Below are 13,086 nucleotides of genomic sequence, written 5' to 3'. Positions count from 1 at the left end.
AGGGATGATCCCGACTATAAAACCGTCAAAAGTCCTGACATTGAGTATTCCCCACGCACGTAGGGATGTTTTTTGTAATAAATTAAAGTTAAAAGAATCATTGAAATTGGAAATTGTGATAGATATTATCTAGCCGGACTACAGCATTAATTTAATATAGGAGGTCGTAAGATGGCTTCATTAGATGATTTAAAAAAAGTGACAATTGGGCCAATTGAAACGAACCCACAAGTTAAATTGGTGGGCTACTGCTCGCAGTGGAAAATTGATTTTCAACAAGAACAGACAAAAATTAAGGATACACTAGGGGCAACTGCTTTGAAGATTGAGCATGTAGGTTCTACTTCGGTACCAGGACTCACTGCAAAGCCCATCATTGATATTTTACTGATAGTACCAGATTCGGCAGATGAGGCGGCTTATGTGACCAAGTTAGTTGTGGCTGGTTATGTACTGCGAATTCGTGAGCCAGATTGGTATCAACATCGAATGTTTTATGGTCCCGAACATAATTTACATTTGCATGTTTTTAGTCAAGGGTGTCTAGAGGCACAGCGAATGTTAAATTTTCGGGATTGGTTACGAATTAATGAAACGGATCGTTTAAAATATCAGCAAACTAAAATTCGATTAGCCCAGCAGAACTGGTCAACGATGCAGGACTATGCTGATGCAAAAGGACCAATAGTAACTGAAATTAATGCGCGTGCACAGCGGTATCTTGGTTAGTTTTAGAAATAGAAACTCATTGGTTTTAAGAAAATACAATGCCGTTATGGCGGCGTTTGTTTTTAGTGTATTCCCCACGCATGTAGGGCTAATTAAATCAAATAGTCTAACATGGAAAGTGTCATTACCATGCTGGACTTTTTGATGTTTTTAAATGTAATTTGATCACGAAATAAGTCAAACTGAGGTGTATCTACTTTACAAGTATTACCAAACTTATAATAATTAATATTAGATAGTTTAATTAAAGAAGGTGGAGATTCAATGGGGTTAGTCATTTCGACAGGGGCGTTAGTCGTGGCAGCGATGGTGAGTATTATCATCAATCGGCGTTGGTTGCCGCGGCTGTCGGTTAACTATGTAAGTATGCTGATTGGGGCCATTATTGCGGTAATCCCATTCCTAAATGGGTTAGTAGAAGAATTTAATTCAGAAATCTTCATTGGCCTAATTGTCGCGCCATTATTGTATTTTGAAGGGCAAAATACACGATTAAATCTAGTGGGTCGTCATGTTAAAGAAATCATTAGTTTAACAGTTGGTATGGTCGTTCTTTGTGCGGTGGTCGCGGGCCTTGGTACGCACTGGCTAACCGGATTAGGACTGCCGTTAGCGTTTATTTTAGCGGCGATTAGTACACCGACTGATGCAACCGCGACGGAATCGGTGACGATGGGCTTAGTTTTACCTCGACGTGAAGAAACGAGTTTAAAGTTAGAGTCGCTATTCAATGATGCTTCTGGAATCATTTTACTCAATATGGCGGTATTGTGGTACATCAATGGTTATGTAAACTATCCGCAGACGCTGGAAAGCTTTGTTTATTCAGCTGGTGGTGGGATTGTTTTTGGTGGAATTGTTAGTGTCGTAATCGTTTATTTGCGGCAACTCATGTTACGGTCTAAATTGAATTTCATCAATAATACGTATAATAATGGGACACCATTAAAAGTGATCTACTTGATGACGCCATTTATCCTGTATTTCGGGGCGGAAGCGCTTGGTGTTTCTGGGATTATTGCGGTTGTTTTTGCTGGATTAGTGCATAATGCGGAAGGTGAACGCAGTGCGTTTACCAACCCACAATTAGCCAGTGATATTTATCAACTCATCGGGTTGTTAAGTGATCTACTTAACAGTATCGTTTTTATCGTGTTGGGCATTATGATTTTACGGACGGCTTTAGATCAAACTGTTTCTTATAATGGTTCGGGAATCTGGATTATCGTTGGCATGAGTTTATATGTGGCCAATTTGTTGGCACGTTATGTCTACGTGCGACTTGTTCATCGGGTGCCTAATAAAGAAGCTTGGATTTTTGCGCTGGGTGGTATTCATGGTGCCGTGACTTTTGCCTTAGCGTTTACCGTCGCAGAAACCCAAGTCAAAACGGCGGACTTTAATTTAGTGTTAATGTCCGAAAGTCTATTGATTATTTTGAGTATGTTGGTGCCAACTATAGTATTCCGGTGGCTCTTGCCAAAAGTTAAGGAGGATGCAGATGCGGCGGCTTGCATGGCTAAAATGCGCGCGCAAATGATTGATGTTGGTATTCGTGAACTGAATCAGTTGCCGATTTCTCAGGAGTTTAGAGACGCGGTGACATTTGACTTGAAGTCGCAAGATGGGCATACAACGGTGCGACAATTTGTGTCAGAATGGCAGCGGATGGTCCGTCATCCAGAGTATACGCCTGACCAGATTCGCGAACTAATGACGATTTATCGACAAATTTTCCAAGCGGAACGGACCTATTTGTCACAACAATACGAAGTTGAACATCGACTCAGTGAAGATCTGTTCAATCGACTCTACCGTGAAATCACGATGGCTGAAATGGTGGTTTTGGATTACGGCGTGACGAAATAAAAAAATGGACCATTCAATTTATCCTGATACAAAGGTGAATTGAATGATCCATTTTTGATTATAAGGCGAGTTTTAAAACGTAAATTTGGCGAGAAAAAGCTAGAAAGTTGATGAGATAAAGCATGAAAATGAGACCAATCGGCCAGCTAGCAAATGACACTGAATCGCCAAGAATGGCCATGTAGCTTGAAAATAGGATGGCTGCTAGCGCAATTAGCGTCCATCGGCGACGTAGGCGGATTAGCAAATCAATTTTGGAATAATTGTCTGAATATAGTTGGGCTTGAGAATCAGCGTTATATAAATAGAGCCAACGACCATTTAAAGCTGGTAGTGTTGTTAGTAGTTGCCAGCCGTTAGCTTGTGTAAGGTGTAAGTAGTCATCCATATCGGTATTTAATTGATAGTCAAGACGGATGATTCCTGATTGTGGGGCAACGTTTTCGAAATTGATTACAAAAGTTGTCGTGTCAATAATTTTAAGACCTTGTTGCAACATACTAGTCAGATACTGAGCCTCGCGTTCAAATTGCCAAACCGGAAATAGGTTGAATTTACGTTTCATGATCGAACACCTCCGTGTTGTTTAGCTTTTAGTTGGTGAATACCACTCACCGTGACTTTGATAGGTTTATGTCATAAAAGTTAATCAATTAATTTTAGCTCAAGCTATACTAGTGACACCGGGCATTGACGCCCATTCAATAATTAATTCAAAGATCTTTAGTTGTGTTTTTTAATATATGAATTCGGTAGGTCAGGTTAACAAAGTTGTATAGGTATGCAATGATCAAGATCATCGGCGCGATGCTTCTCGAAAGCGTCATCTGGTTCATAAAAGATGGTCCTATTAAAAGCAAGATCATTAATACACCAAATGCCGTCCAGTGGTTACGAATTCGAGTGAATAAATCGATTCTTGACTGCTGATCGGTGTAAAGTTGAGCTTGTACATCGGGATGGTATAGGTACAGCCATTTTCCTTGTAAGGCGGGATAGGTGGTTAAGAGTTCCCAGCCGGCTGCTTTCGCAATCGCTAAATAGTCGGTTAAGTCTGAATCTGTTTGGTAATCCAGTTGAATGGTGCCATCAGTTGATTGCGTTTTTTCAAAGGTTTGGGTAATGAATCGTGCCTTACGAAGTTTGTAGCCTTGATGAAGCATGTCGGTCAGATACTGAGCTTCTTTGTCACTCTGCCAGATTAAAAATAATTTATGCGTTTTCAACATCATTAAGCACCTCCGCGTTGTGTAGTAATTCTTGCAATCGTTGTTGTTCAGCTTTTAATTGTTGGTAACCGGCAGTGGTCACTTGATAGACTTTCTTGTCGGTTGTATCGGCAATGAGCTTGATTAATTCGGCCTTTTGTAACTTCTTTAAAGTACCATAGACAGTTCCGGCACCTAGTGTGATGCGACCATTGGTAATGGATTGAACGTGTTGAATAATGCCATAGCCATGGCGCGGCTCTAAGAGCGATAACAAAATGTAAAATGCGGTTTCAGTCATTTCAACCCTCCTATATCACGATGCGATATAACTTTTATGGATATATCATAGTGTGATATATAAATGCTGTCAAGACTTGAAACTTGTTCATTAACTAATTCAGTTAAAATCTCAGGGATAACGATAATTAAAGGTAACATATAAAATAATAATGTTAAAATGGTTAGCTAACTAACTCTGGTAACAGCTGGGTGTTGTGATGCTTCAACAAATAAATTTTAATGACTAAAAAATTAGGTGATACAGCATGTTTTGATGGTTACTCATAATTTAATGGTGCGAATATGCTATATAAATGCTTAATAAACAGACTATAAAAAATTTACTATTAATTGTGAACGTGGTAAACTAATTATGAATAAAGGGCGTTAATCGGAAAGAAGTTAATTAGCTGACTTTTAGTTTTTGAAAGTGGCTTTTTTGTCTTTGGAGGATGTTTGTGACAACTGGCAGATGTATTGAAATAAACAGCCTCACTAGATATAATCGTTGATTCTAACGCTAGAATTGACAGCGACCTTAGGGGGAGATAGCGTGTGTTTGAAAGATAAACGATTAATTGTTTGGCTATTAAGCATGGTGATGTTCATCGGTGGCTTGATGCTGTGGTCACAATCAGCTCAGGCAGCGATGGCTACCTTAGGTGGAACTTATTATTCAACACCCATACCTAGTCGAGTGCCAGGAACTGATTTAGGAAGTTCTGTTACGACGAATCCAACTGTTTCTAATATTAAGGCCGATGGTACGGTTTCCAACGGTGGTGGTAATCGAGTGACCAGCTCAACCACCAGTATTAGTTTTATGTTAAAAGGGTCGATAAAATTAAGTGATAGTAAGGCTTCATTAAAGTCAGTAGGTATTGATGTTTTAGCAACGGTTGGTGGGGATAAGAGTGCGGCTAAAAAGTCGGTGTTGACTAAAGCCGCGACGGAGACTTCAGCCAGTGGGGCGTCCTTCACATTTCCAACGTCAGGGACGACATATACTGCTAGTGTGGATTTAAGTAGTATTGAGGATGACATGCCATTATATATTGCCTATAAATTTACCACAGGGACCGAAACTAATTATTACTGTGTGGCTATTTTAAGCAATACGACCGCTATGAATCCACAACTGGCAGATGCTAGTACAGGGGATAGTTTGACCAACCAGACGACTCACATCTTGGCGGGTGATCAAAATGATGGATCGTATAGTGCTAATGGGAGCAAAGCAGTCTTGACAGTTAATGATGGTGCGAAGACCTTCACGAGTACTTTTGGAACCACGAGTAGCTATGCCACGACTGTTTTTGATCTTGGCGACACCAAATTAATCGGTGGTAGTACCGTCAAACTAAGAGAAAGTAATCAGTTTGGTGATTATGGAACTTATACCACGACAGTTAAAAAGGATCCGGCTATTACATCCGATACGGATAAATTAAGTGTGTTACCGGATGATGTTAGCGAGTTAAAAGACATGAGTGATAGTGATGTTCTTGCTTGGTTGATTAAAAAGGCCAATGTTGTGGGTAAAGATGGTGACACTGGAAGTACTGATGGCATTGACATTAAATCGGCCACAACCGATCTTGCCAGCAAGCTGACTGGATTAGCCAACGGCGATAGTACAACGATTGATCTCTACGCGGTTAATGCTAGTGGCATTAAATCGACAACGCTAACGTTAACGGTGACTAAAAATGCTGGTTCGTTAAGCTTGAGTGGCGTTACTGGGAACCTGGACTTTGGCAGTAAGTTAGAGATCCCAACCAAGACGACGACTTTTGCGCCCAGTGGTGACTGGGGTGTGACGGTAGATGATACCCGAACAGTTGGTGCAAGTTGGAAATTAATGGCCACAGCGACACCGTTAACCACAACGAGTGGCACAGCACACACTTTAGCTGGTGATTTAGTTTATCGTGCGGGTGATGGGAGTGCAGATCAAGTTTTGACCGACAAATCGGTTGAAGTTGCTAATGGGCAGCGACAATCGGGTTCGACGACGACCAAGGTCACGACTGATTGGACGAGTAGTAAAGGAATTTTATTGAAAGTTGCACCAAGCACTTATGCGGGGGATTACAGTGGTGAAGTAGACTGGACACTGCAAGATGCGCCTTAATCAGACTAAACAAATCGGGCGGCTATTTGACAACATCATCTTGTCAAATAGCCGCCCGATTTTATTTATGGTCTAATTTTAAAAAAAGTCAGCAAATTATTTTAACTCGGGTTATGCTAGTGATACCGGGTACCCGAGTCCAATAATGGAGTCGAAAACATGAAAATAGTTCAATTTCCAACTAGTCAAGTCGTTTATTTTAGACGTGTCGGTCAATATGGTCCTGAGAACCAGGCAGTCATGCAGGTCGCTAAGCAGTGGGTGAAACGCATGCAATTAACTGCAGCGGCGACAATCTTAGGAATAGCGTTAGATGATCCACAAGTAACACCTGCTACGCAATGTCGGTATGATGTATGCGTTGCAACAACCATTCAGTCAAAAGAACCAGTCACTCGGCGACAATTAGTTGGTGGACGCTATGCCTGTTTTAAAGTTGCGCATACGGCGGTTGCCATCCAAACGTTTTATCAACAGTTGCCAGTCTATTTAGCACAATACCAATTGATCATGGCAGATAAGCCAGTGATTGAGCGGTATCAACCACAGTTTGTTGCTCAAGGTTGGTGTGAATTGTTGGTGCCGGTTAGGTAAGTGACCATTAGTTTGAAAACGTCATAAGCAAACTAAGTAATCAAAAGGAAGGAGATCATCAAAGTGGCAACAAGACCACCGTTTGATCTAAAAATGACACGGACGACCTTTCAACGTTTCTATTGGTATAAAACGGAGTTGCAACAACTCTGTCGACAGTATCAACTGCCAACAACGGGAACTAAAGCTGAACTCACACAGTATCTAGGTCAATTGTTAGATGGTCAAGCGGCTACTCAAATTAAACCGATTCGACCAGTACACCGCACAGCCAAAGCGTCGTTGACCGCTGATCAGATTACTGTCGAAACAAAGCTGTTAGCCAGTGGTTTTAAATTGAATCAAGCCGCGCGAACTTTCTTTGCGTCTTATTTTGGCGTTGAAAAGTTTGTCTTTCGTAAAGCGATGGGTGTTAAAATGCGAGCCGTTGAACGCGATCATGATACCACGGCCACCGTTGCAGATTTAATCGCCGCCTTAGCTGATCCAACTGTTATTGAACCAACAACGGAGCAGACTTATCAATGGAATAATTTTGTTAAAGATTTTTATCGCGATTCTGCCGTATCATACGGCATTAATTGATCGGTATTTAAAATGACCGACAAAACATGGATGCTTGATTAACAGCTTATTGGCTATACCAAATAGAGATTAATTTCGTAATACTAACGATTTCTAAAAAAGCCAATAGTATGAATATAGTGTGTTACACAAAACTGTAGATAGAAGATAATTATTGATTCAAGTAGAGCTTATCTTTGTACGACAAATATTTGTTAATAGCAAGCTTTTGAAAGGATAATGATTAGTAATGACTCATGTTGATGTTTTTGCGCATGTCTTACCACCAAAATTTTTACAACAGATTTTAGAAATTGTACCAACTGCCTTGGATCAAGCTGGGTGGATGAAACATCCACTATTATCAGATATTGGCAAACATATCGTTAGTTTAGCGCCCAATGAGCGACAAGTAATCTCAGCGGTGAATCTTAATCCTGAGGACTTGTTGCCAGCAAATGATCCGAGAATTGTCAGTTTATGTCGTGCAGCCAATATTGAACTGCAATCAATGGTACAAGACTATCCGCAAGTCTTTGTTGGCGCGGTCGGCATGGTACCGATGAATGATATTGCGGCGGTACTACGATTAATTGATGAGCAGGTGGCTCCAGCAGATGGCTTAGCGGGTATTCAATTATTCACGCGGGCCATGGGCAAACCAATTAGTGATCCAAGCTTTGAACCAATTTTTGAAAAAATGGCTAAGTTGCAGTTGCCAATATGGCTACATCCCGTGTTTGATGAACGTTTAACTGAGAATAGTTTGACGTTTAGTTGGGAGTATGAACAGACCAAAGCGATGGATTTACTTGTTCAGGCAGGGATCTTTAAACGCTATCCAAATTTGAAGATTATTGTGCATCATGCTGGTGCGATGGTCCCATTCTTTGCGGAACGGATTCGCTACATTGAGGGGGTGGACGCCTACGCTGATTATAAACGCTTCTATGTAGATACGGCGATTCTGGGAAATCCGCAAGCATTAGCCTTAACGGTTGATTTCTTTGGTGCCGACCATGTTTTATACGGGACCGATGCACCGTTGGGCGTGCCACCATTTGGGGCGGCTAAAGTGATTACACAAGCATTATATGATGCTGGTTTGACAACTGAACAATTGGCATTGATTTTTCACGACAACTGGATGAAATTAAGTGAAAAGGCCTAGAAAGTGGTTATTGGTGATAACAATTTCAACACTGTAACGAGCTTTTCGACATAGATTTTACCTATTTTAGCGTTTGAAGTGTGTTTTGACAAATATGACTCGTGGTCATTGTTTTTGCGAATCATTGGTGTTATAGTTTTATTTGCAGCAATGAAAAGTTTAATTAAATCCTTAACGCGTTCAGTATTTTGTGGACGCGTTAAAGTTAAATAAAAAATGACCCTGAGTCATAAAAAGGCGGATGAAGAATGAAAAAAGAAAAATTTGGTATCGTATTGCCAATCGTTTTATTGAGTTATTTCATGATTATCTTGGATAATTCAATTATTTTTACAAGTACTGCCAAGATAGCGACCGACTTATCGTTAAGCACACAGTCATTAGCTTGGATTACCAATGCCTATGCACTAACTTTTGGTGGCTTTCTATTATTTGCTGGTAAAGCGGGTGACCTAGTTGGGCGAAAACAATTCTTTATGATTGGTCTAATTGTTTTTAGCTTAAGTTCATTATTCGTTGGTATGGCGACTAATGCAATGATGATTATTGTGATGCGAGCTATGCAAGGTATTGGTTCAGCAATTTTAGCACCAAGCACACTGGCACTATTAATGGATAATTATGAAGGTCAAATGCGAATTAAAGCGATTGCCTATTATGGCGCAGCCGGTGGATTAGGGGCGAGTTTTGGTTTAGTCATTGGTGGTTTAATAACGACGTATGCATCTTGGCGAGTGGGCTTTTTCATTAATGTACCAATTGGATTAGGACTATTTGGTCTAGCTTGGAAAACCTTGCAAGTCTCACAAACATCGCAAGAAAAATTAGATTTTTTAGGGACGATACTATCAATCATTGGTGTTTCGACCCTGGTTTATAGTATTGATGGCACTAACTATCGAACAATTGCACTAATTATCGCCATCGTGACTTTGGCTTGGTTTGTCATGCACGAATATCGTACTAAATCACCAATTATGCCATTAGCATTATTTAGTGATCCGGAACGGCGTTATGCGTATTTAACGCGGTGGTTTTTCATGAGCGTCAGTTTGGCTTACTTCTTCTTAACGCCGTTAGCGACTCAGCGATTCTATGGATTTACCCCGCTATTGGCTGCACTTGGCTTTTTACCAGAAACGATCCCGCAATTTTTGGCCGCAGCATGGGTGACGCGGTTAACAGATCGGTTGAAGGTGGGGCAGATTATTTTCATCGGAACCATATTGATGTTCGCCGGTGTTTTAGGTGCAACCTTAATTGGTGTGCAGCAAGGTTTTTGGATCGCAATCGCGTTACCAGGCGTTGTGATTGGGATTGGCCAAGGCATGGCGTTAGGTGCACTAACGAATGCGGGTGTTGCGAATACAACATCCGCATTGAGTGGCGCGGCATCTGGCGTGGTTAATACGATTCATCAAATTGGTGGGTCCGTTGGGTTATCAATTGTTGTGGCTTTAACTAGCCAGTATACCAATCCAGTTATGTCATACAACCGGTCGCTCATTTTTATGACGATTTTTGCAGTAATTGCCGTTGGCTTTTCAGTTGGTATTTTAAAAGCCGAAAACTAAATTAAGAAGGGTGATTTAGATGATAAACTTTGCGCAACTACCAAAAGGGCGTGGTGCTCAATCAGACGGTGCGGATACGAATTTAGCTCAAGCACCAGTACGACAACTAACTAGCCAGGCGTCGACATTAATTATTTACTTTTCTAGAAGTGGAAACACGGAAGCTCAAGCGCAGCTAGCCAGTGACGTATTGCGAGCCGATCGATATGAATTGGTGGTGCAACAACCGTACCCGGCCAATTATGCCGCGAGTGTCGCACGAGCAACTGAAGAACGTGAGTCCCAACAGTGGCCAATTCTTGATTTGAGTGATTTTCCATCGTTAGATCAGTATCAATTGATTTTACTAGGTCATCCGATTTGGGCCATGACGCCGGCCAATCCAATGTATCAATTTTTAGCACAAATGGGTCAACAGCTGGCTAATAAACGGGTGGCCTCATTTTCAACAAATGCTGGGTATGGTGCTGGCGATACCCAAATTGTTCTAAATAAGTTAACGCCAGCATCAACTCGAATGCTACCCAATTACACCGTTCACGATATTGAGCTAGCGAAGACAACTCAAGCGTTTAAACAGTGGTTACAAAAAATGGTAATAGTAAAGTGACTTTTGGTCATTGTTTACGTATCATGATGATGATATGCTAATGAAGTGGTGATGAAAATGGTAAAACGTGCTGAAGCGGTCGCAGCGACCCGGCAAAAAATACTAACAAATGCTGATCGGCTTTTAGCCGAAAAAGGGTATCAAGCGATGTCGATAGTCGATATTACAAAGGCTAGCGGAATCGCTAAAGGGACCTTTTACAATTATTTTGAAACAAAAGAGGATCTGTTACTTGCATTAAGCAAGAAACACTTAAAGCCCTTGATGACGTCGATTCCTGATTTGGCAGTGGCTGACCCACAAACGAGTATTCAAACTTATTTAGTGCACTATTTGCAAGTTGTTGTGGACTCAGGCGAGCAGATGGCGCGTCAATGGATTCGGTTTGTTGTTGATCCTAAGAACCATCAAAAGTGGGAATTTGACTTGGACGCGTTGGCTGAATTGATCCAACAGTTAGTCACAATGGGTAAGCTAACCGTGAACACACCAGTTAAAAATTTATCAACATTATTGGTCACTCAAATTTACGGTATTGTATTTAGTTGGTGTATCTCACCAGCCACAGTCGATCCCATTGTATCTGTTAACAGTTTTTGTGACTTACAGTTGGCCGCTATCTTGCAGCCGTATCAGGTCGATTAGTATCGGGCATTAAAAAGAGGCGTTCTTCTAAGCTAGGTAGCAGCTAGCAATTAGAAAAGCGCCTCTTTTTGTGTCATTGAGTTAAAATTGCTTATTTAATAAAATATTGCGTAATACAACCACTGACTTGAATAGCTGCTAAATAGATTGGCTAATACAATTAGTTAGGTTAGAAATCGATTAATATTGTTGCTCAGACAGGAGCTGGTTTGTTGTTTGACCATCACGTATTAACGCTAACTCCCAAGCTTGAGTTGCCGCCTGGATGGCATCCCAAGGTGCCCCCAGTGGCGGTGAATAGGACAAATCGAGGTCACTAACTTCCGCGACCGTTGCCTGATTGAAGATGGCGGTGGCATACACGTCGTTACGTTTGGCAACTTCACTACCGTAAGCGCCAATCAATTGGGCACCAAGAAGTTGTCCTGTTTGGCGATCGCCAATGATTTGAATCGTCATCGGTCTGGCACCCGGAATATAAGCCTTGTGATCGTCAACGGTTGACGTCCAAGTAAAAGGCTTGAAACCTGCCACTTGTGCTTCGACAGTGGTTAAACCGGTCCGAGCAGCGACAAGATTAAATAATTTCACAACTTGAGTGCCAACGACACCTTGAAAATACGCGGCTTGACCAGCCAAATTAGTTCCCGCCACGCGCCCCTGCTTATGTGACGTTGTCCCTAATGGAAGATAAGTGCTGCCGAGTAAACGATGTTTAGTGGCGACTAAATCACCAGCGGCCCAAATATCGGGTAGTGAGGTTTGAAATTGATCATTGACGACGACTGCACCATGGTCATCAACCTTAGCACCGGCTTCACTCAATAAATTTGAATTAGGTTTAACCCCAGTAACAACTAATACTAAATCAAATTGATCGATTTGCTGATCGGCATACTGAATTTGAACCTGATCGTCAACCGGTTGAACCTGAGCTAACCGAGCAGTTGTTATGACGTTAACGCCATGATCGGTTAAGCTTTGATGGATTTTAGCACCAAGTTCTGGATCGAACGTGCTTAAAACCTCTGAGCCACGTTGAAAGATGGTGACCGCTAATCCGCGATTAACTAATGCTTCGGCCATTTCCAAACCGATATAACCAGAGCCGATAATCGCAACTTTTTTCACTGAAGTCAATCTTGACTCGATGGCAAAATAGTCAGCCATCGTATGCAGGATCTGTATGTGATCATTCGAAGTGGTTAACCCCGTAATCGGTGGCAATTTTGGCAAAGCGCCAGTTGCGACTAATAATTGATCGTACGTGTAAGTTTTACCGGTTTGTGTTGTTGTTTCGATGGCGGTGACCGTGTGTTGGTCGGGTTGAATAGCTGTAACCGTGGTATTCATATGAAATTTAAGCCCAGTTGCTTGTAAGTCGATTAAAGTGCGATGGGCTAACTTTTGCCAAGGGATTACTTCGCCGCCAATCGCGTACGGAATACCACAAATCGACAAATTTGGGTACTCATCTTTTAGTAAGATCGTGACATTGATCGCCGGGTTGAGTTCTTTGATGCGTAAACCACAAGAAATGCCGGCGTCGCTGCCACCAATAATTAGTAGATTTTTCATCTTAATGAAACTCCTTCAAAATTTAATGACATTGTGATTAAAGGGCTGATCTGAGTGAAAACGTCAAGCCTATCAGCTTTTTATAGATCGTTATCTATGTGAAATATACGAAAATCACCACGTTCTGT

The 13,086-nt window shown here is 41.4% G+C and carries 13 protein-coding genes; 9 read left to right on the top strand and 4 right to left on the bottom strand.

The genetic code is table 11. The features are described from left to right. The first annotated feature begins 171 nt into the window (after nt 1–171). Entirely contained in the window at nt 172–729 is a 558-nt protein-coding gene (locus FFM84_RS03475) for a GrpB family protein (RefSeq protein WP_130843384.1), read from the top strand. Nucleotides 730–993: 264 nt separating this feature from the next. Beyond that, the gene (locus FFM84_RS03470; RefSeq protein ID WP_130843385.1) at nt 994–2,598 is read left to right on the top strand and encodes a cation:proton antiporter; all 1,605 of its coding nucleotides are present in this window, start codon (nt 994–996) and stop codon (nt 2,596–2,598) included. 58 nt (nt 2,599–2,656) lie between these two features. On the opposite strand, the gene FFM84_RS03465 is transcribed toward FFM84_RS03470, so the two are convergent. The 3 genes from FFM84_RS03465 to FFM84_RS03455 all read right to left on the bottom strand — a co-directional run bounded on the left by FFM84_RS03465 (nt 2,657) and on the right by FFM84_RS03455 (nt 4,107). After that, a complete protein-coding gene (locus FFM84_RS03465) occupies nt 2,657–3,163 on the bottom strand; it encodes a DUF2812 domain-containing protein (protein WP_130843386.1) in 507 nt (168 codons plus the stop codon). 148 nt (nt 3,164–3,311) lie between these two features. Then, on the bottom strand, nt 3,312–3,827 hold the full coding sequence (locus tag FFM84_RS03460; protein ID WP_165444425.1) for a DUF2812 domain-containing protein: 516 nt from the start codon (nt 3,825–3,827) through the stop codon (nt 3,312–3,314). Then, nucleotides 3,811–4,107, bottom strand: coding sequence for a PadR family transcriptional regulator (locus tag FFM84_RS03455; protein ID WP_130843388.1), 297 nt, complete (start codon nt 4,105–4,107; stop codon nt 3,811–3,813). The genes FFM84_RS03460 and FFM84_RS03455 overlap by 17 nt, the downstream gene beginning before the upstream one ends. Nucleotides 4,108–4,647: 540 nt before the next feature. Between FFM84_RS03455 and FFM84_RS03450 the strand changes: the two genes are divergently transcribed. From FFM84_RS03450 to FFM84_RS03420, 7 genes are all read left to right on the top strand, one after another. Continuing rightward, on the top strand, nt 4,648–6,222 hold the full coding sequence (locus FFM84_RS03450) for a WxL domain-containing protein (RefSeq protein WP_130843389.1): 1,575 nt from the start codon (nt 4,648–4,650) through the stop codon (nt 6,220–6,222). A 159-nt stretch (nt 6,223–6,381) separates the two neighbouring features. After that, nucleotides 6,382–6,816: an AraC family transcriptional regulator gene (locus FFM84_RS03445; RefSeq protein ID WP_130843390.1), complete on the top strand. Its 435-nt coding sequence runs from the start codon at nt 6,382–6,384 to the stop codon at nt 6,814–6,816. A 63-nt stretch (nt 6,817–6,879) separates the two neighbouring features. Next, entirely contained in the window at nt 6,880–7,401 is a 522-nt protein-coding gene (locus FFM84_RS03440) for an SAP domain-containing protein (protein WP_130843391.1), read from the top strand. A gap of 229 nt (nt 7,402–7,630) precedes the next feature. Then, nucleotides 7,631–8,551 (top strand): amidohydrolase family protein, encoded by a 921-nt coding sequence (locus tag FFM84_RS03435; protein ID WP_130843392.1) that lies wholly within the window; start codon nt 7,631–7,633, stop codon nt 8,549–8,551. 248 nt (nt 8,552–8,799) lie between these two features. Then, entirely contained in the window at nt 8,800–10,125 is a 1,326-nt protein-coding gene (locus FFM84_RS03430; RefSeq protein ID WP_130843393.1) for an MFS transporter, read from the top strand. A gap of 19 nt (nt 10,126–10,144) precedes the next feature. Beyond that, nucleotides 10,145–10,735 (top strand): flavodoxin family protein, encoded by a 591-nt coding sequence (locus tag FFM84_RS03425; RefSeq protein WP_130843394.1) that lies wholly within the window; start codon nt 10,145–10,147, stop codon nt 10,733–10,735. A gap of 57 nt (nt 10,736–10,792) precedes the next feature. Then, nucleotides 10,793–11,380 carry a TetR/AcrR family transcriptional regulator gene (locus FFM84_RS03420; RefSeq protein ID WP_165444424.1) on the top strand — a complete coding sequence of 196 codons (588 nt, stop codon included), beginning with the start codon at nt 10,793–10,795 and terminating at the stop codon, nt 11,378–11,380. Nucleotides 11,381–11,560: 180 nt separating this feature from the next. On the opposite strand, the gene FFM84_RS03415 is transcribed toward FFM84_RS03420, so the two are convergent. Continuing rightward, the gene (locus FFM84_RS03415) at nt 11,561–12,958 is read right to left on the bottom strand and encodes an FAD-dependent oxidoreductase (RefSeq protein ID WP_130843396.1); all 1,398 of its coding nucleotides are present in this window, start codon (nt 12,956–12,958) and stop codon (nt 11,561–11,563) included. Nucleotides 12,959–13,086: the final 128 nt, after the last annotated feature.

Source organism: Lactiplantibacillus mudanjiangensis (assembly GCF_005405385.1).
GTDB lineage: Bacteria > Bacillota > Bacilli > Lactobacillales > Lactobacillaceae > Lactiplantibacillus > Lactiplantibacillus mudanjiangensis.
The sequence above is the reverse complement of the archived record's forward strand: the minus strand, read 5'-3'. Positions and strand labels throughout refer to the sequence as shown.

Coding starts and splice junctions, on each gene's coding strand:
- FFM84_RS03475 (WP_130843384.1), top strand. CDS start 172: ATGGCTTCATTAGATGATTTAAAAAAAGTGACAATTGGGCCAATTGAA.
- FFM84_RS03470 (WP_130843385.1), top strand. CDS start 994: ATGGGGTTAGTCATTTCGACAGGGGCGTTAGTCGTGGCAGCGATGGTG.
- FFM84_RS03465 (WP_130843386.1), bottom strand. CDS start 3,163: ATGAAACGTAAATTCAACCTATTTCCGGTTTGGCAATTTGAACGCGAG.
- FFM84_RS03415 (WP_130843396.1), bottom strand. CDS start 12,958: ATGAAAAATCTACTAATTATTGGTGGCAGCGACGCCGGCATTTCTTGT.
- FFM84_RS03445 (WP_130843390.1), top strand. CDS start 6,382: ATGAAAATAGTTCAATTTCCAACTAGTCAAGTCGTTTATTTTAGACGT.
- FFM84_RS03430 (WP_130843393.1), top strand. CDS start 8,800: ATGAAAAAAGAAAAATTTGGTATCGTATTGCCAATCGTTTTATTGAGT.
- FFM84_RS03435 (WP_130843392.1), top strand. CDS start 7,631: ATGACTCATGTTGATGTTTTTGCGCATGTCTTACCACCAAAATTTTTA.
- FFM84_RS03460 (WP_165444425.1), bottom strand. CDS start 3,827: ATGTTGAAAACGCATAAATTATTTTTAATCTGGCAGAGTGACAAAGAA.
- FFM84_RS03420 (WP_165444424.1), top strand. CDS start 10,793: ATGGTAAAACGTGCTGAAGCGGTCGCAGCGACCCGGCAAAAAATACTA.
- FFM84_RS03455 (WP_130843388.1), bottom strand. CDS start 4,107: ATGACTGAAACCGCATTTTACATTTTGTTATCGCTCTTAGAGCCGCGC.
- FFM84_RS03425 (WP_130843394.1), top strand. CDS start 10,145: ATGATAAACTTTGCGCAACTACCAAAAGGGCGTGGTGCTCAATCAGAC.